At 53.1% G+C, this 16,877-nt stretch carries 19 protein-coding genes; 2 read left to right on the top strand and 17 right to left on the bottom strand.

From position 1 onward, the window contains the following. Window positions 1–78: 78 nt before the first annotated feature. Entirely contained in the window at window positions 79–1,740 is a 1,662-nt protein-coding gene (gene ettA, locus ACXUPB_RS13970; protein ID WP_035563186.1) for an energy-dependent translational throttle protein EttA, read from the top strand. 117 nt (window positions 1,741–1,857) lie between these two features. On the opposite strand, the gene coq7 is transcribed toward ettA, so the two are convergent. The 6 genes from coq7 to phaR all read right to left on the bottom strand — a co-directional run bounded on the left by coq7 (window position 1,858) and on the right by phaR (window position 6,184). Further along, window positions 1,858–2,499: a 2-polyprenyl-3-methyl-6-methoxy-1,4-benzoquinone monooxygenase gene (gene coq7, locus ACXUPB_RS13975; RefSeq protein ID WP_035563183.1), complete on the bottom strand. Its 642-nt coding sequence runs from the start codon at window positions 2,497–2,499 to the stop codon at window positions 1,858–1,860. 49 nt (window positions 2,500–2,548) lie between these two features. Then, complete coding sequence (locus ACXUPB_RS13980) at window positions 2,549–2,890, bottom strand: histidine triad nucleotide-binding protein (protein ID WP_008959626.1); 342 nt, start codon at window positions 2,888–2,890, stop codon at window positions 2,549–2,551. 42 nt (window positions 2,891–2,932) lie between these two features. Further along, window positions 2,933–3,805, bottom strand: coding sequence for a phosphoribulokinase (locus tag ACXUPB_RS13985; protein ID WP_035563180.1), 873 nt, complete (start codon window positions 3,803–3,805; stop codon window positions 2,933–2,935). Then, window positions 3,805–4,245 carry an acyl-CoA thioesterase gene (locus ACXUPB_RS13990; protein ID WP_035563177.1) on the bottom strand — a complete coding sequence of 147 codons (441 nt, stop codon included), beginning with the start codon at window positions 4,243–4,245 and terminating at the stop codon, window positions 3,805–3,807. The genes ACXUPB_RS13985 and ACXUPB_RS13990 overlap by 1 nt, the downstream gene beginning before the upstream one ends. Before the next feature lie 79 nt (window positions 4,246–4,324). Then, entirely contained in the window at window positions 4,325–5,611 is a 1,287-nt protein-coding gene (purD, locus tag ACXUPB_RS13995; protein WP_035563174.1) for a phosphoribosylamine--glycine ligase, read from the bottom strand. Between the two features lie 66 nt (window positions 5,612–5,677). Continuing rightward, window positions 5,678–6,184 (bottom strand): polyhydroxyalkanoate synthesis repressor PhaR, encoded by a 507-nt coding sequence (gene phaR / locus ACXUPB_RS14000; RefSeq protein ID WP_035563171.1) that lies wholly within the window; start codon window positions 6,182–6,184, stop codon window positions 5,678–5,680. Window positions 6,185–6,318: 134 nt separating this feature from the next. Here phaR and ACXUPB_RS14005 point away from each other — a divergent pair, with 134 nt between their 5' ends. Beyond that, entirely contained in the window at window positions 6,319–7,032 is a 714-nt protein-coding gene (locus tag ACXUPB_RS14005; protein ID WP_035563169.1) for a 16S rRNA (uracil(1498)-N(3))-methyltransferase, read from the top strand. A 30-nt stretch (window positions 7,033–7,062) separates the two neighbouring features. Here ACXUPB_RS14005 and rloA3 read toward each other — a convergent pair whose 3' ends face one another. From rloA3 to ACXUPB_RS14060, 11 genes are all read right to left on the bottom strand, one after another. Beyond that, window positions 7,063–7,629, bottom strand: a complete 567-nt coding sequence (rloA3, locus tag ACXUPB_RS14010; protein ID WP_035563166.1) for a retropepsin-like aspartic peptidase RloA3 — start codon at window positions 7,627–7,629, stop codon at window positions 7,063–7,065. A 33-nt stretch (window positions 7,630–7,662) separates the two neighbouring features. Then, window positions 7,663–8,931, bottom strand: a complete 1,269-nt coding sequence (locus ACXUPB_RS14015) for a lytic murein transglycosylase (RefSeq protein WP_035563164.1) — start codon at window positions 8,929–8,931, stop codon at window positions 7,663–7,665. Window positions 8,932–9,023: 92 nt separating this feature from the next. Then, complete coding sequence (locus tag ACXUPB_RS14020) at window positions 9,024–10,469, bottom strand: DASH family cryptochrome (protein WP_035563162.1); 1,446 nt, start codon at window positions 10,467–10,469, stop codon at window positions 9,024–9,026. Next, window positions 10,466–10,645 (bottom strand): DUF2256 domain-containing protein, encoded by a 180-nt coding sequence (locus tag ACXUPB_RS14025; protein WP_082072569.1) that lies wholly within the window; start codon window positions 10,643–10,645, stop codon window positions 10,466–10,468. The genes ACXUPB_RS14020 and ACXUPB_RS14025 overlap by 4 nt, the downstream gene beginning before the upstream one ends. Before the next feature lie 202 nt (window positions 10,646–10,847). After that, entirely contained in the window at window positions 10,848–11,252 is a 405-nt protein-coding gene (mnhG, locus tag ACXUPB_RS14030) for a monovalent cation/H(+) antiporter subunit G (protein ID WP_035563159.1), read from the bottom strand. Next, entirely contained in the window at window positions 11,245–11,514 is a 270-nt protein-coding gene (locus ACXUPB_RS14035) for an MrpF/PhaF family protein (protein WP_008958995.1), read from the bottom strand. The genes mnhG and ACXUPB_RS14035 overlap by 8 nt, the downstream gene beginning before the upstream one ends. Further along, window positions 11,514–11,987, bottom strand: a complete 474-nt coding sequence (locus ACXUPB_RS14040; RefSeq protein WP_035563156.1) for a Na+/H+ antiporter subunit E — start codon at window positions 11,985–11,987, stop codon at window positions 11,514–11,516. The genes ACXUPB_RS14035 and ACXUPB_RS14040 overlap by 1 nt, the downstream gene beginning before the upstream one ends. Next, on the bottom strand, window positions 11,984–13,588 hold the full coding sequence (locus ACXUPB_RS14045) for a Na+/H+ antiporter subunit D (protein ID WP_035563152.1): 1,605 nt from the start codon (window positions 13,586–13,588) through the stop codon (window positions 11,984–11,986). Before ACXUPB_RS14045 ends, ACXUPB_RS14040 begins: the two co-directional genes overlap by 4 nt. After that, window positions 13,585–13,932 (bottom strand): Na+/H+ antiporter subunit C, encoded by a 348-nt coding sequence (locus ACXUPB_RS14050; protein WP_008958992.1) that lies wholly within the window; start codon window positions 13,930–13,932, stop codon window positions 13,585–13,587. Before ACXUPB_RS14050 ends, ACXUPB_RS14045 begins: the two co-directional genes overlap by 4 nt. A gap of 18 nt (window positions 13,933–13,950) precedes the next feature. Further along, window positions 13,951–14,382, bottom strand: a complete 432-nt coding sequence (locus ACXUPB_RS14055) for a Na+/H+ antiporter subunit B (RefSeq protein WP_035563150.1) — start codon at window positions 14,380–14,382, stop codon at window positions 13,951–13,953. Next, the gene (locus tag ACXUPB_RS14060) at window positions 14,375–16,726 is read right to left on the bottom strand and encodes a putative monovalent cation/H+ antiporter subunit A (protein WP_035563147.1); all 2,352 of its coding nucleotides are present in this window, start codon (window positions 16,724–16,726) and stop codon (window positions 14,375–14,377) included. Before ACXUPB_RS14060 ends, ACXUPB_RS14055 begins: the two co-directional genes overlap by 8 nt. Window positions 16,727–16,877: the final 151 nt, after the last annotated feature.

The raw sequence follows: 16,877 nt of genomic DNA on the forward strand, positions 1-16,877 counted from the left end.
GCGCAGACCACTATCATCATTCCTTAGCCAGTAGCCTGCTGCTGTCGCTTTTTTCTATCAACAACCTAACGGATCTCCATGGCGCAATACGTTTTCACCATGAATCGGGTTGGCAAAGTAGTGCCGCCCAAAAAGCAAATTCTCAAGGATATCTCATTATCATTTTTTCCTGGTGCCAAAATCGGCGTATTGGGGCTTAACGGTTCGGGAAAATCCACACTGCTGCGCATCATGGCCGGTGTCGATAAAGAGTTTGAAGGTGAAGCTCGTCCGATGCCCGGCATCAATATTGGCTACCTGCCCCAGGAGCCGGAACTAGACGACGAGAAAAACGTCCGCGACACCGTCGAAGAAGCGCTAGGGGCAATTAAAGAAGCACAAGAGAAGTTAGATGCAGTGTACGCAGCTTACGCCGAGCCAGACGCCGACTTTGATGCCCTGGCAAGTGAGCAGGGGCGGCTGGAAAATATTATCGAGGCGGCCGATGCGCATAACTTAGAACGCAAGTTAGACGTTGCCGCTGAAGCGTTGCGCCTTCCTCCTTGGGATGCCAAAGTCGGCAACCTATCAGGGGGTGAACGCCGCCGGGTGGCACTATGTCGCCTGCTACTCTCAAGTCCTGACATGCTGCTGTTGGATGAGCCTACCAACCACCTTGATGCAGAATCAGTGGCTTGGCTTGAGCGCTTCTTGCACGACTACAACGGCACCGTAGTGGCGATTACCCACGACCGTTACTTCCTGGATAACGTGGCGGGCTGGATTCTTGAGCTCGACCGTGGTCAGGGTATCCCGTTTGAGGGTAATTACTCTCAGTGGCTTGAGCAGAAAGATCAGCGCTTAAACCAAGAAGCCAAGCAGGAAGCCTCGCGCCAAAAAGCCATCAGGCAAGAGCTTGAGTGGGTGCGCAGCAACGCCAAAGGCCGTCAGGCAAAAAGCAAAGCGCGTCTTAACCGCTTTGAAGAAATGCAGTCAGGCGACTTTCAGAAACGCAATGAAACCAATGAAATCTATATTCCGCCTGGTCCACGCCTAGGCGACAAGGTTATTGAGTTTCATAACGTGACCAAGCGCTTCGATGACAAGCTGCTTTATCAAGACCTCTCTTTCACGATTCCACCGGGTGCGATTGTGGGGATCGTAGGCGGTAACGGCGCAGGTAAGTCGACCCTATTTCAGCTAATTACCGGTAAAGAACAGCCCGATGCAGGCGAAGTTGTGATTGGCGAAACCGTCGATATCGCCTATGTCGAGCAGTTACGCGATGCGCTGGACAACAAGCAAACTGTCTGGGAAGCCGTATCGGATGGTCAGGACATCCTCAATATTAACGGCTACGAAGTCTCCTCCCGCGCCTATGTTGGTCGATTCAACTTTAAAGGTAACGACCAGCAGAAGCGTTTATCGGAGCTCTCCGGGGGCGAACGCGGTCGCTTACAGCTTGCGCAAACGCTCAAGCAAGGCGCTAACGTGCTGTTGCTTGATGAGCCGTCAAACGATTTGGATATCGAAACCCTGCGGGCACTGGAAGACGCACTACTCGCCTTCCCGGGCTGTGCCATGGTGATTTCGCACGATCGTTGGTTCTTAGACCGTATCGCCACGCACATTATGGCCTTTGAAGGTGATTCTGAAGTGGTCTTGTTTGAAGGCAACTACGCAGAGTACGAAGAAGATCATAAGAAGCGGGTCGGGAACGATACGCCTAAGCGCATGAAATACAAGCGCATTGATGCCTGATAGTTTGCCTAACGCTGACGCGTGATATTAATAGCCAAGGCCTCGCACTGCGGGGCCTTCTCATTTCCGATTACGCTGAAAAACATTGTATTAATCAGGGTTCGTCATGAAGGTATATTAAAGGTGATAGGCACTTTTAGAGATGACTTTCGAGGCCAGTCGCATGCCCCACTTCACCGGGGCAGGAAAACGAATGCCCCCTGCCTCTAAAGCAAGATGGGCGTGATGCGCCTCATCAACAGCCATTTGGCGTAGGATAGCTCGTGAGCGATAGTCGCCGGGGGGTAGCGATTTTTGGTGAGCATCCAGATGTTTACCTGCCTGTTCTTCCGTCGCGGCAACAACCCCCAAACTGATACGATCACTGACCGCCCCAGTCGCTGCCCCGATGCCAAACGAGGCTACATAAAAGAGCGGGTTTAAATAGCTGGGTCGGCTTTGTAACTGCACTAAACGCTCATCACACCAGGCCAGATGATCGATCTCTTCCAGTGCAGACTGCTCAACCTGTTGACGCACATGAGGAAGTTTAGCGGTCACGCTCTGCCCCTGGTACAGCGCTTGGGCACACACTTCACCGGTATGATTAATCCGCATCAAACCCGCCGCGTGGCGGCGCTCTTGATCATCGAGCGCGCCATCGACAACACCCGCTGCAGGGCTGGTGCGCTGCGATGCGGCCGCGTGGGGCATTAGCGTACGTAAAACAGTATCAAACTGGTGGATGACGCGATCTGAACGACTCTGTTGACGATCCATGGCAACACTCCGTTGTTTGATGACGGGTGACGATAGCGGTCTACTTAGCCTAACCAGCAGGCCACGTGAAAGCGCGTCCACCCATTAAATGCATGTGGATATGGTAGACCGTTTGCCCGCCCATTTCGTTGCAGTTCATAACCACACGATAGCCATCTTCAGCAAAGCCCTGCTCACGGGCAAGCTTGGCGGCAGTAAACTGCAGCCGCCCTACCGTAACAAGATCGGTTTCATCGATATCATTGAGTGTGGCGATATGCTTTTTGGGAATGATCAACTGATGCGTCGGCGCTTGGGGGCCAATATCGTTAAACGCTAACACATGCTCATCTTCATAAACGATATCAGCAGGGATTTCACGCTTAATGATTTTGCAAAACAGACAGTCCATATAACTCTCCTTACGGCTTTCAACCAATGCTGACGGTCACGATTAACGGAAGCGCCGCTGCGCCAGTAGATGCCTGACCAGAGGGGCAAGGATAAGCTCCATGGCCAGCGACATCCGCGCGCCGGGTACCACCAAGGTATGCGGGCGGGTCATAAACGAATCTTTGATCATCGCCAGCAGCCAAGGGAAATCAACCGTGGAGGGATCTCGAAAGCGGATGACCACAAACGACTCAGCATCAGTGGGGATATCCTGCACCTCAAAGGGGTTGGAGGTATCAACCGTAGGCACCCGCTGAAAATTGATGTGGGTGCGCGAGAACTGCGGCTGGATATAACGGACATAGTCATCCATCCGGCCCAGGATAGTGTCAATAACCGCTTCTTGTGAATAACCACGCAGCTTGGTGTCACGGTCGATTTTTTGAATCCACTCCAGATTCATGGTGGGTGCCACGCCTACCAATAGATCCACATGGCGGGCAATATCATACTCTTCGGTCACCAACCCGCCGTGCAAACCTTCATAGAACAGCAGGTCGGTTCCACAGGGCAGCGATTGCCACTCGGTGAACGTCCCCACCCGGTAGCCCGCTTCAATTTTCTGCTTATCTTCGGCGTGGATATAGTGGCGAAAGGTACCTGAACCATGTTCGCCATACTCGCTAAACAAGCCTTCCAGGCGGTCCAGTAAGTTAGCCTCTACGGCAAAATGAGAAAGCTCATCTTTGCGCTCAGGCTCTTCCCGGAAGATACGGTGCAAATCATCGCGAGTGTAGCGGTGAAAGGCATCGCCATCGACCATGGCTGCATGCACATCTTCACGCAGAAACATCCGCTCAAAACTGCGCCGAACGGTGGTCGTGCCCGCCCCGGAAGAGCCGGTGACCGCAATAATCGGATACTCCCGTGACATTAGCCGCTCCTCGCATGTGCAAGCGCTTGTTTAACCTGCTCAGGCACCTCAGCAGGGCGGCCCGTAGCAAGATCAATCAGCAGTTGATTAACCCGTGCTGTCGCGACAACCTGCTGGGATTCTGCCTGGTAAATACGCTGATAAACTGTCAACGCTTTACCTTGCGGCTCAGGCACGGCAGTCGCAATGATCAAAGCGTCAGGCCAGCGTGCTTCACTTTGATACGTTACCGCAAGGTCGGCGACGACCGATGGATGCCCATGCATGTCCCACTCAGGCAGATCCAGCGCCGCAAAGGCTTGAATACGCGCCTCGTGGAGCAGCGATACCACCGCATCGTGCCCCAAATGACGGCCGTAGTTTATATCGGTTACCCGCACTGTCAGAGAGTGACGATGAATGACCGCTTCAGCGGGAAAGTCCAGCTTGACACGCTCCATGCCTTTTCCTCGTCAGTGAAGTAGGAAACCTCGGTTTAAACGGCGTATGCGTTCAGTACTAGCTCAGCATCAGGAGTACTTACCCCTCGCGAGCAATCGCTCTGAAAGCGATATCACGCCGACACTCAACGCCTTCCCAGTGAATCGCGTTAACGCCTTGGTACGCTTGCTGCTGCGCTTCTGAAACGCTATCACCTAACGCTGTTACGCACAGCACACGCCCGCCTGCCGTAGTGATCTCACCCTGGGCATTTTGCGCTGTACCCGCGTGAAACACTTTGCACCCCGTCTGTTCAGCGTCTGCTAAGCCGTGGATAACATCGCCTTTGCGATAGCTACCAGGATAGCCGCCAGCAGCCAATACCACGCCTACCGCCGCACGTGAATCCCATTCGCAATGCTGTCCGGCCAATCGGCCTTCGGCACCCGCCAAGCAAAGCTCCGCCAGGTCAGAAAGCAAGCGCAGCATAATCGGCTGGGTTTCAGGGTCACCGAAGCGGCAGTTGTACTCAATAACACGAGGGTTACCGGCGGCATCAATCATTAAGCCTGCATACAGGAACCCCGTATAGGCATTGCCCTCAGCAGCCATGCCACGCACAGTGGGCAGAATCACCTGCTCCATAATGCGCGCATCAACTTCAGGGGTAACCACCGGTGCTGGCGAATAAGCCCCCATACCACCCGTATTCGGGCCGGTATCACCATCGTAGGCACGTTTATGGTCTTGGCTAGTCGCCATGGGCACGACATTCTCGCCATCCACCATGACAATAAAGCTCGCCTCTTCACCCTCTAGGAACTCTTCAATCACCACCCGAGCGCCTGCATCGCCAAACGCATTGGCTTCCAGCATGTCACGAATAGCGGCCTCTGCTTCGGCTTCGCTAAGGGCTACGATGACGCCCTTACCCGCAGCCAAGCCATCCGCTTTGATCACTATCGGCGCACCCATTGTTTGCAGATAGGCCAGCGCGGGGGCTACCTCAGTAAAGGTTTGATAGTCCGCCGAAGGGATTTTATGACGAGCCAGAAAATCCTTGGTAAAGGATTTGGAACCTTCCAACTGGGCAGCCGCCTGCGTAGGGCCAAAAATTGTTAACCCCGCGGCTTGAAAACGATCGACCACACCGTCTACCAAAGGCGCTTCAGGGCCTACCACGGTAAGGCCAATCTGCTCATCACGGGCAAAGGCGATCAGACCCTCTAAATCGGTTGCCGCAATCGCCACATTGGTTAACTTAGGCTCCGTGGCGGTGCCTGCGTTTCCAGGCGCGACAAATACTTGTTCAACCTGTTTAGATTGCGCTAATTTCCAAGCCAGGGCGTGCTCACGACCACCGCCGCCTATCATCAAAACCTTCATGTGCATCCTTCTCAAACGGGAGAGCGTTATCGGCGGCATTATGCCACAGCGCAGCGGCGAGTGGGGTTAGGAGGTAGGTTTGTTATCATCGCTGGTGTCGCGGTTATCGCCCTCAGCCTGCGTTGTATCGTCTGAGTCATCAGCTTGACCGGGCTGGTTCAGCGTTTTTTGCCAAAAGCGCATATTCTCTTCAGCTAACTCGCGCATAAACTCCAACGGCGTGTTACGCATCGCCTGCTTCCACTGACTTTGCAAACGCTTTTGCTGCTCTAACATCAGTTGAGTGCCCTGTTCTAGATAGCGCGACAGCGGCAACGGTGATGTCATGTCGTAAACGCGGATTAATTGCGCCAGCAGGTCGTTAGAAAACACTTCTGCCTCGCTGTCCGCTTGCTCCTGCTCAATAATAATAGAGAGCAAAATAGTACGCGTCAGATCTTCCCTGCTTTTGGCATCTTCTACCCGAAATGGCTCTTCTTCGATAATTAAACGGCGTAGGTCTTCCAGCGTTACATAACGACTTTGCTGAGTATCGTACAACCTACGGTTAGCATACTTGCGAATCACGCGCACGGCGCATCTCCTTAAACGCGATAGGGGCTTTTGTTCCCGTTACTGGTATTGTGCCTGCACCACGCGTCCATGCAAGCCACCTTAATAGTTTAGCAAGACGCACTGCGCCTGTTCTGTGACCAATAGACCTCATTATGAATTTGATTTTGCTTGATCCTAACGATCTGACCGCCGACGGCCACGTCTGCATCACCGACCTACGTCGCCTGACACATTTACGCGAAGTCCATCGCTCAGTCCCCGGCGACCTTCTTACCGTAGGTGTACAGGGCGGTAACATGGGTAAAGCGCTGCTGAAGGAACTGACGCCGGAACGCGCCTTTTTCCAACTGGAAGCCCTTGATGAACCACCGCCGCCACCACTTCCCGTGCACTTGGTGCTAGCACTTCCCCGCCCGCGGATGCTAGCGCGCACGTTGGAACATGTAACGGCGCTGGGTGTGAAAGAGATTACCTTACTGCATACCAAGCGGGTGGAAAAAAGCTACTGGCAGTCACCCGAGTTACGCGCTGAGAAAATTCATCAACACCTCCTATTAGGCTTGGAACAAGCGCGCGATACACAGCTGCCTACTGTCACGCTGAGCAAAGGCTTTCGTCCATTTCTGGAGCAGCAACTACCTGGCTTACTGGGCAACCGACGCGGATTGGTAGCCCACCCTGGCATGCCTGCCCCCTGTCCCAGAAATATCAGTGAACCTACCTTGTTATTAGTAGGGCCAGAGGGAGGATTTATAGCGTGGGAAGTCGAGCAGTTGCTGACGGCGGGTTGCGAGGGCATGCACCTTGGCCCGCGCATTCTACGCGTCGAAACAGCCGTGACCGCGCTGCTGTCACGGCTGTTTTAACTTAGTCAATGTCAGTGTAAATGTAAGTGGTTAAGATTGGTCATCTTCCGGGTCGTGGGGCACAACGGTCGCGTTTTCCCCACACTCAGGATCTTGCAAGAAGGTTTCACGCACATCTAGCATGCCAAGGTGGCTAATCGTACGGCGGCCCAGCAGTAGCGGGTAGTTCATCTCTTCGCGGTCGCGCAGACTGAATTGCTCTTCATAAATAGTATCGCCCATGCAGACTTCCAGCAGCACCACAGGGCGTTCGTCGCGGCCGCCGGCTCCGCGTACGGCTAATTCTCGGTAAAGCGGACGCTCAATCTGATCACTGAAGACCTCACCACTCGCCTGATCTTCAAGCTTTAAACGAAAGCGTACCCACTCTTCATCATCTTGCTCAAACAGCTCAATATCCCGCGCATCCAGCGAGGAGGTTAATGCGCCACTATCAAGTTTGGCCTTCACTTCAATATCCCAAGGCTGCAGGGTTGCTTTTTCAACCCAGCCAAATACTTGATCGTCATCGGCCATTGCCACGGAGGCAGAGAGCAAGCCTCCCATCAACACACTGCCTAGTAACTTTTCTAGTAACTTTTTGCCCATTAATTGCATAGCATCATCCTTGGTAAATTAACGTAAACCTAGTCACTCTAAATGACTGCGTAACTGCTCAAGCAGTGCTTGCGTCGCAAAGCCATCCGGCATTAACCCTTGATCTCGCTGGAAGTTCCGCAACCCCTGGCGTGTATTGGGCCCCATTACGCCATCCGCGCCGCCCACAGAGTAACCAGCGCGGTTTAGACCCCGCTGAAGTTCTTGAACATCGCCACGGGTAAGCGGTTGCTGATCCCGCGGCCATGCATGCTGGATTCCATCACGCCCGGCGATTGCATCACCCAGTGTCGCGACGGCCAATGCATAACTGGTGGCATTGTTATAGCGTAAAATGGCGCGGAAATTTGCGCCGGCTAGGAAGGCAGGCCCCTCAGCCCCCGCAGGGATAATGATGGCTGCGCTATCAAAGTTGGGTAACTCACCCTGCAGCGCTTGAACACCTTTTCCACGCCACTCAGCGCTGCTGCGTCGCTCGGTCTGAGCATAATCAAAGCCTTCTGGCAAACGCACCTCGACTCCCCACGGCTGACCGGCCTGCCAGCCAGCCCGGTCAAGATAGTTAGCCGTTGATGCCATAACGTCGGGGATACTGCCCCAGATATCGCGACGGCCATCACCATCGCCGTCCACGGCATAGGCTTCAAAACTGCTGGGGATAAACTGGGTATGACCCATCGCCCCTGCCCAAGAACCTTTCATCTGCTCGGCGGCGATATCTCCTTCGTCGATAATACGCAAGGCAGCGAGTAGTTCACCACGAGCAAAGTCACGACGCCGACCGTCATAAGCCAGTGTGGCAAGGGATTCCAAGGTTGAGAAATCGCCGAAATTACTGCCGTAGTTGCTCTCGATTCCCCAGATGGCGACGATAATTTCGGCAGGGATGCCAAAGCGTTGCTGCATCTCCAGCGCGGTATCCCGGTGGGCAGCCAACTTCTCCCTCCCGGTATTAATCCGCGTAGACGACACCGCAGTATCAAGGTACTCCCAGATAGCGCGGACAAATTCGGGCTGATAACCGTCGAGTTCGATCACCCGCTCGCGAAAGCGTACGCCATCCAGTGCACTGCTCAGGGTTGCTTCGCTGATTCCCTGATTGGCGGCGTACTGACGAAACTCCTGAAGCCACTGCTGAAAGTTTGCATAACTAACCTCAGTTGCCGCCTGAGTATCTACTTCTGTCATCAATTGAGAGTCGGCGAGCGCAACACTGCCTGCAAAAGAAGTACTTAACGCGGCAATGAACGAGGCACATACTAAAGGGCGGAATGGTCGCCCAGCAGAGAAATTACGAGACATCATTTATATCCTTAGGCAGTCCTTGGCATGCCTGGGATGATGGCCTAGAAAAGTCGTAGATGCCAGCCTTCACGGCTGGTCATAAGCGAAGGTTACTTTGTAACGATAGTCAATATAGGCGGCTTGGCTGTTGTAACCGCTTCTTGGTAAGGAATTAACCACGGCGCCCACTGTTCGGGTTCAACATAAGGAGCCTTAAACGCGAGAGCATTGACACGCCATGGTTGATGGCGTGCTAAACCAGGGGGTAAATTTTCGAGCGGTTTCACCCAGTGCGCAACATACAGCCCTTGCGGGTCATAATGGCCTGCCTGCTTGAGCACGTTAAAATAGCGATCCTGTCGTGGAGCGCGCCCTACCCCGGCAATATAACGCCAATTACCCCAGTTATTGGCAACATCGTAATCAACCAAGCAGTGCTCAAACCATAAAGCGCCTAATCGCCAATCCACTTTTAAGTCTTTCACCAAAAAACTGGCCGCATTTTGCCGGGCGCGATTGGATAACCAGCCAGTGTGGCGCAGCTCTAACATCGCGGCATCCACAAACGGCAGCCCTGTGGCAGCATTGCGCCAGGCATCAAAAGCGGCACAGGGCTTGGCTGGTTGACGAGAGCCAAACATCTTCGCCCCTTCCAGCTCAGCAACACGGATAAAATACTCCCGCCAAAGTAGCTCAAAAGTAATCCAATAACTCGATTCGGTGCTACCGTGCTCCGCTTCCCACGCTTTCACCGCCGCATACACTTGGCGAGCCGACAGACAGCCGCGGGCGAGCCAGGGTGAAACACGGGTTGAAAAATTCGCGCCCAGCAGGCCATTGCGGGTTTTCTTATACGTCTCTGCGCCCTGTTGACGCCAAATGTAATCGTTAAGGCGCGTATGTGCCGCCGATTCACCACCCCGATACACATAGCCCTGACGGCTATCAGGCTGCCAGGTGGCGCTCTGCTCACAGACGGCTTTCAAGGGTGGAAATCCTCTGGGAGCTTCAGGCCAGGGGGGCAGCGTTACCGGTGCGCAGCGACTCTCAGGCACCGTACATGCTTGCTCTACGCTACGCCTGAAGGCAGAAAAGCTGTTGGGTAATGCCGCCTGCTCGAAAGGCAATGCATGGCGTTCAAAGAGGCGCCCACTTTCCATGCACGTAACGGTTGTTTCACTAGGCAGCGACTCTACAACTGCTTGGATATGGGCATTTTCGTCAACCCCAGGATACTCGGCAACGCGCACTTGTCGGGCATTAAGCGAAGCGGCCAACTCAATGACAACGTTACTCGGCTTACCAATGCGTACCAACAAATCACTGCCGCGTTGCAAAAGCTCACCGCGCAATTCCATCAAACTTTGCCATAAAAAGCGTAATCGGGCTGGCCCGATCCGCGGCGTCGATTCGCCCTCTATGAGAGGTGCCAACCACTGCTCATCCACGACAAAGAGACAAAGCAGGTAGCTAGGACGAGCGGTAAAGTGAAAAAGAGGATTATCCGCAATACGCAGGTCGTCTTGCAGCCAGACAATATCGATCGTGCTGTTCATGCTTGTGCCTCCTTGGGGTGCTTTGATGCCAAGCGCTTTGGCTGCTTAGCACTACGACGGCAGCGTTCGCTGCAGTAGCACACCTCGTTCCAGCAGCGCGCCCATTTTTTCCGCCAAAAGAAGGAACGCTCGCATTGAACGCAGGTTTTTTGCGACAAATGTTGTTTGCGGTGCATTGAACATTACTCACGCGCGCATGTAGCATGCCTCAAAACATAGACAAATTATCTTATACAGTACAATTATTGTACATGATAATTTTTTACCAGCGTGTATAAAAATAACGGGGCTTATTAAACAGAGGATGTGAAAAAGCCACCCGAAGGTGGCTCAATAGGGGTTATCCACTGGCGGTGACAGGATTGGTGTCGTCAGCTTTTAGTCGGGGTCTGTTTCCCTTGGCTGGCGTTTGGCATTTTCCTGCGTTTCCAGGCCACTTTTTAATTCGTGGGTCAATGGGTCGTAGTTAGGGCGCAATTCATCTTTGACCGTTCCACTCCAAAGCTTGGAGCCGACAAAGTAACCGGCTCGCCCAATCACATGGGCCGCTACCGGTGCGGTCATCAAAATAAACACAATAATGGCAAACGAACGGGCCACAATGCCTACTTCTGCAAAGTGCATAGCGGCAGCCAGCATAACCAAAATTACGCCTAACGCCGCCGCTTTGGTGGTCGCGTGCATACGCGTTAGCAAATCAGGCAACCGCAGCAGGCCTACCGAGGCAAGCAGTATAAATAGCGCGCCACCTATAATTAACGTGCCCTTTATAAAATCAATCATCCCGCGGACCTCCCCTTTCCAAAAAGCGTGCAAACGCTATCGCCGCCAAAAACCCCATCAAGGCAATCACAATGGCGGCATCCAGGAAGCTGGCAACATCCGACTTGATCGCATACACCCCAACCAACCCAACAACAGTGGTTGAAAAAAGCTCCAATGCGACCACGCGGTCGGGCAGACTCGGGCCACGAACGACACGAACAAAAGTCAGGATAAGCGCCAGGCTCATGATGACTTGGCTGATCAGAATAACCGTATCCATTAGCGAAACAGCTCCAAGGCCCGATGCTCCATCTCTTTTAAATTACGTCGCAATTCCTCTTCGTTATCTAAAAACATCGCATGGATATACAGCACCTTGCGGTCATCAGACACATCCAGGCTAAGCGTTCCCGGCGTTAATGAAATCAGATTGGCCACCATGGTAATTTCCATTTCGGTACGGGCGGAAAGCGGCATAGCGATAACCCCCGGCTTCATATGCCAAGGTGGCGTCACGATATCGAAAGCGACACGTAAGTTGGCTTGAATGAGTTCTTTTAGAAAAAAGCCGATAAAACCGATAAAGCGCGGCACGCGAGCAGGATAACCTTTCAGGGCATCCAGCTGAGGCTCAATTAGCACCAGCGTGATATAACCGAAGATTAAACCGACAAGGAGATTCAGCCCACTGAAATCCCCGCTCAAAAGTACCCAGGCTAATCCTAACAGCAGGTTCCAAATGGCACCGGTCATGGCAACTCCTCCCCGGCGTCAGCCTTAGGTTCTTCGTCGGTGGCGACAGCTGAATCCAGCAACACATCTTCGGCACTGGCTGAAGCGCCCAGCACTGCTTCGATATACCCGTGAGGCTCAAGCAACTGATCACCAATGCCGGTCATTACCCACATAATCGGTTCGGCAAACACACCAATCAGTAACGATGAAAGAGCCAGTACCATTACTGGCAAATACATCATCCACAGACTTGGTTTTAACAGCCGCCCATCGTCGCCGGTTGGCGTGGCCGTTTCGGGTACCAGGTTATCTTCCGGTAGCGATTTCCAGAATATTTCATTCCAAATTTTGACCATGGAGTAGAGCGTCATTAAACCCACTGCCAGCGCAATACCAGTGGCCACGTAGGCCTCAACTTCCAGACCCGCGCGAACAATCACAAACTTGGCAAAAAAACCTGATAGCGGCGGCACACCGGCCAACGAGAAGGCAGAGATAAAGAAAGCAACGGCTAACCAAGGGCGCTCACGATAGAGCCCCCCCATTTTTTTAAGCTGGTACGTGCCCTGCAACCGATGGGTAATACCGCTAATCAAAAACAGATTGGTCTTCACCACCATATTATGCACGATGGCAAACACCCCCCCGGCAATCGCCAGCGGCGTATAAAGCGCCAAACCTAAGATCATATAGCCAATTTGGCTGACAATATGAAACGACAGAATGCGCCTAAACTCATACTGGGCTGCCGCACCCAATACGCCCGTTACCATGGTAAACACTGCGCCCCAGAGCATAATGTCCTGAAGATAGCCCATGGTTTGATCGAATATCAGCGTGAAAACACGGAACATCGCATAAACGCCGACCTTGGTGAGTAGCCCGGCAAATAGCGCTGAAACGGCGACTGGCGGCGTGTGATAAGACGCAGGTAACCAAAAGAACAGCGGAAAAGCCGCCGCCTTGATCCCGAACGCCACCATAAACATGACCGCTAACACTTCGACCATGCCCGAGTGCTCTGCCTCATCCATGCGCAGCGCAATGTCAGCCATGTTGAGCGTTCCCACCATCCCGTAAAGTAGCCCCACCGCCGTCAGGAAGATCACCGACGCTAACAGGTTCAGCGTGACATACTTAATCGCCCCTTCCATCTGTGCGCGTTCGCCGCCCAGAATCAGCAGTGCAAACGAGGCCACCAGCATCACTTCAAACCACACATAAAGATTGAAGATATCGCCGGTCAAAAACGCGCCGGTCACCCCGGCAAGCAACAGGTGCATCAAGGGGTAATAGCCAAATTTTTCATGGCCACGGCCAGTGGTTGCCAATGAGTAAATCCCCATTGCCAAGCCGATAATCGCGGTCATCAAGACCATGACGGCACTTAGCAAATCGGCAATCAAGGTGATCCCAAACGGGGCTGGCCAGCTGCCCATCTGCATCGTTACGTAGCCATCCGACAACGTCGATACAAACAGCCACAGGCTGACTATTAGCAGCGCGACATTTCCAGCCACCGCCATAAAGCGCTGCATGGGTCGCGAGCGCCAAAACAGCAACGAGATAGCCCCTGACAACAAGGGCAGGAGGACGGGAAGAGCAACTTCAGGCCTCACGTATCAGTATCCTTCATCTTATCGAGATCATCGGCCTTAACGACTTCGTAGGCACGCCGAATCAATACCACTGCAAACGCCAGCACCCCGAAGGCAATCACGATCGCTGTTAGCACAACCGCTTGGGGCAAAGGGTCAGCTACGCCACTAGGCGGCTGCATCATACCTTCTGCAATCAGCGGCGGGGCACCACGGGTCATGCCCGCCGTGGTGAAGATTAGCAAATTGGCAGCGTTGGAAAGCAGCATCAAACCAATCACCAGTTTGACAATAGAGCGACGCAGCATCATAAAAATGGCCGTTGCATAAAGCAGACCAATCGCCACTGCCATCAATGGTTCCATACTGAGCCTCCTAATGTTTCAAGGTTCATCCTTGTCGACCTCCATCAGCGTCATTACCATTCCAGTCACGGAGCCCAGTACGGCGAAGTACACACCGATATCAAAGATCAGCGGTGTGGACGCTTTAAAGTCGATGATGGGAATTGTCCACCATTGGGCGGTCAAAAACGGTTGACCCATAAACCAAGCAGGCACCACCGAAATCATTCCCAACAGTAAGCCGATGCCAATTAAGTCGCGAGGGTCGACCATTCGCAGTACTTCTTTGGTAGCGCTCACGCCAAAGGCAAATAAATAGAGCGTAAAGGCCCCCGCCGCCACTAAGCCAGCAATGAAGCCACCACCCGGTTCATCATGCCCCCTGAGCAGCAGGAAGACAGAGAACAGTAGCTGCAGCGGCATTAAAAAGCGTGCCGCGGTATTGAGAATAATCGTACCTGACTTAACCATCGTACGGCTCCTTGGTGGTCACTTTACTGCTCTCCCCGTTTTTGCCATTGCTGCTCTCTCCATGGCGCAGCTTCAGCATCGCGATAACACCAATCGCTGCGAGTGCCAGCACGAACATCTCACCCAGGGTGTCCAGAGCGCGGTAATCAACCAAAATGACATTGACGATATTGCGGCCATAAGCCAGCGGCGCACTGTTCTCAATCATGTAAGTCGAAATCGGTTCAAACTGCTGAATGCTCCACGAGGTCATAATCAACAAGCAGATCAAGATCCCCATCATCGCAGCGACGGAGCCATCACGAATACGTTCAAGGCTCGTCGACAAATTCGAGAACCGCGGCAGCCGAAACAGCACCAGTACCAGCAAAATCACCGTAAGTGTTTCCACCAGTAGCTGCGTTATGGCTAGGTCCGGAGCACTGAAAAGGATAAATATGAGCGCAATAGAGAAGCCCATCACCCCAACGGAGACAACGGCCCCAAGACGCGAGCGAGTCGTCGTGGCAAAAAGCGCCCCCATCGCCATGGTGCCCGCCACTACCACTTCGTGAAAACGAACATCCAGATCAAAAGCGAATATTGGCGAATGGCGTAACAAGATTGAATTCCCAATCAGCGCAATAAGCGTGATCAACATCACCAGAATGTAGTTACGCATATAGCCGTTTTGCAGCAGCCGTGTTTGCCACTCAGAGAACTGCACAATGCCGTTCATCATGCTTTCATAGCCCGCTTCGGGACCATGGCGCATGATCGGAGCCAGTAATGAAAGCTTGGCTCGCACACTATCCCAACGCTTAAACAGCAAAAAGCCAACGCCCAGGCTGATGATCGACATTATCAACGCCACATTGATGCCGTACCAAAGTGACAGTGTCACCTCCATCGTTTCTCCAGAAACAGAAGTGGCAGCTGACGTTAATAAGGCATTAGCGCCTAGCAAGGCTGGCATTAAGCCCAACAGTAGCGACCCTACTGCCAGTAACGCAGGGCCCACTAACATGCTTAGCGGCGCTTCATGAGGCTCAAGGGGGGTATGGTGACGCTTACCATAAAAGGGCCGTAACGCAATGATAAAGGCCACCGCAATCGTCAAAATAGAAGCGACAAAAGCGAATAATACCAACAGCATACGGAAGCTACTGGCGCCTAATACAGACTCAAGCATCAGCTCTTTACCGATAAAGCCAAACAGCGGCGGAACCCCTGCAAGTGAAAGCGCCGCTACCAATGCGATCATCGCCGTTACCGGCATTAACGAGCGCAGCCCGCCCATCTGCGTCACGTCTTTGGTACCGGTTTCATGATCAAGAATACCGGCGACCATAAACAGCGCGCCCTTGTACAGAGAGTGCGCAAGCAGAAAAGTGACAAAAGCGGTCATCGCATATTCAGTGCCAATGCCCAGCAACATTGTCAGCGTACCCAACGCCATGATGGTCGAGTAAGCGAGCAGCTTTTTGATATTCGTATGGTGAATCGCTAGGAACGCGCCGGTCAGCATTGTCGTCGCCCCAACAACGGACAAAATACCGACCCACATCGACGTTCCACCAAGCTCTGGGTGTAAGCGAGCCAGTAGATAAATGCCCGCTTTCACCATCGTGGCGGAGTGAAGATAGGCAGAGACCGGCGTAGGTGCGGCCATGGCGTTGGGCAGCCAGAAGTGGAACGGGAACTGAGCCGATTTGGTAAATGCCCCAAGCAGCAAACAGATCAGCATGGGTGTGTAGAGTGCATGCTCACGCAGGTCGGCTTCCTGACTAAGGATCTCCGCCAGCGACCAGCTATCGCTCGCAATCCCCAACAATACCAGGCCCGCCATTAATGCTAAGCCACCGGCCACCGTGACAAATAGGCCCTGACGGGCAGACTTACGTGCTTCAATATCGGCGTGATTAAAACCGATCAGTAAATAGGAGGTAATGCTGGTCAGTTCCCAGAAAATAAACAGTGTAAATAGCCCGTCCGCTAACACCAGCCCTAGCATTGAGACCATAAAAGCGACGAGTGCAATATGAAAACGTGCGATATCGGGATGATCTTTTAAGTAACCACCCGCATATACCAGCACGCAGGCGCCCATGATGGTGATCAATAGCCCAAATAGAAGTGACAAGCCATCCAGCAGGAAAGTAAGACTGATACCCAGGGAAGGCACCCACTGCCACTCCAACAGCAAGCTGCCGTTCTCAATTATTTCAGGGGCTTGTAGTAACAGCCAGGCCGCTAACCCTGCGGGGAAAAGCGCCAGTACAAGGCTGGTGTGATGCCCGAACCAACGATGCAGTAGCGGTGACGACGCGGCCAGCAAAAACCCCATTAAAACGGCAAGTTGCATCTGGCGAAATCTCCTGAAAAATGAAAGGCTCACCTTGGAGGTTGAGGCGAATACCCAGGCATCATGCCCTGTCACTGGCATGCCAGCGTTGAAGTAGTGTGATTCTAAAGTTGTACACCTTATAACAGGTGGTTTTGACTGACCAGTCAAA

The organism is Vreelandella sp. DA03-1M (assembly GCF_055725665.1).

Excerpts from the sequence above, each read along its gene's own strand:
- ettA (WP_035563186.1), top strand. The coding sequence starts at position 79 with ATGGCGCAATACGTTTTCACCATGAATCGGGTTGGCAAAGTAGTGCCG.
- coq7 (WP_035563183.1), bottom strand. The coding sequence starts at position 2,499 with ATGGATCGTCAACAGAGTCGTTCAGATCGCGTCATCCACCAGTTTGAT.
- ACXUPB_RS13980 (WP_008959626.1), bottom strand. The coding sequence starts at position 2,890 with ATGGACTGTCTGTTTTGCAAAATCATTAAGCGTGAAATCCCTGCTGAT.
- ACXUPB_RS13985 (WP_035563180.1), bottom strand. The coding sequence starts at position 3,805 with ATGTCACGGGAGTATCCGATTATTGCGGTCACCGGCTCTTCCGGGGCG.
- ACXUPB_RS13990 (WP_035563177.1), bottom strand. The coding sequence starts at position 4,245 with ATGGAGCGTGTCAAGCTGGACTTTCCCGCTGAAGCGGTCATTCATCGT.
- purD (WP_035563174.1), bottom strand. The coding sequence starts at position 5,611 with ATGAAGGTTTTGATGATAGGCGGCGGTGGTCGTGAGCACGCCCTGGCT.
- ACXUPB_RS14005 (WP_035563169.1), top strand. The coding sequence starts at position 6,319 with ATGAATTTGATTTTGCTTGATCCTAACGATCTGACCGCCGACGGCCAC.
- rloA3 (WP_035563166.1), bottom strand. The coding sequence starts at position 7,629 with ATGCAATTAATGGGCAAAAAGTTACTAGAAAAGTTACTAGGCAGTGTG.
- ACXUPB_RS14015 (WP_035563164.1), bottom strand. The coding sequence starts at position 8,931 with ATGTCTCGTAATTTCTCTGCTGGGCGACCATTCCGCCCTTTAGTATGT.
- ACXUPB_RS14020 (WP_035563162.1), bottom strand. The coding sequence starts at position 10,469 with ATGAACAGCACGATCGATATTGTCTGGCTGCAAGACGACCTGCGTATT.
- ACXUPB_RS14025 (WP_082072569.1), bottom strand. The coding sequence starts at position 10,645 with ATGCACCGCAAACAACATTTGTCGCAAAAAACCTGCGTTCAATGCGAG.
- mnhG (WP_035563159.1), bottom strand. The coding sequence starts at position 11,252 with ATGATTGATTTTATAAAGGGCACGTTAATTATAGGTGGCGCGCTATTT.
- ACXUPB_RS14035 (WP_008958995.1), bottom strand. The coding sequence starts at position 11,514 with ATGGATACGGTTATTCTGATCAGCCAAGTCATCATGAGCCTGGCGCTT.
- ACXUPB_RS14040 (WP_035563156.1), bottom strand. The coding sequence starts at position 11,987 with ATGACCGGTGCCATTTGGAACCTGCTGTTAGGATTAGCCTGGGTACTT.
- ACXUPB_RS14050 (WP_008958992.1), bottom strand. The coding sequence starts at position 13,932 with ATGGAACCATTGATGGCAGTGGCGATTGGTCTGCTTTATGCAACGGCC.
- ACXUPB_RS14055 (WP_035563150.1), bottom strand. The coding sequence starts at position 14,382 with ATGGTTAAGTCAGGTACGATTATTCTCAATACCGCGGCACGCTTTTTA.
- ACXUPB_RS14060 (WP_035563147.1), bottom strand. The coding sequence starts at position 16,726 with ATGCAACTTGCCGTTTTAATGGGGTTTTTGCTGGCCGCGTCGTCACCG.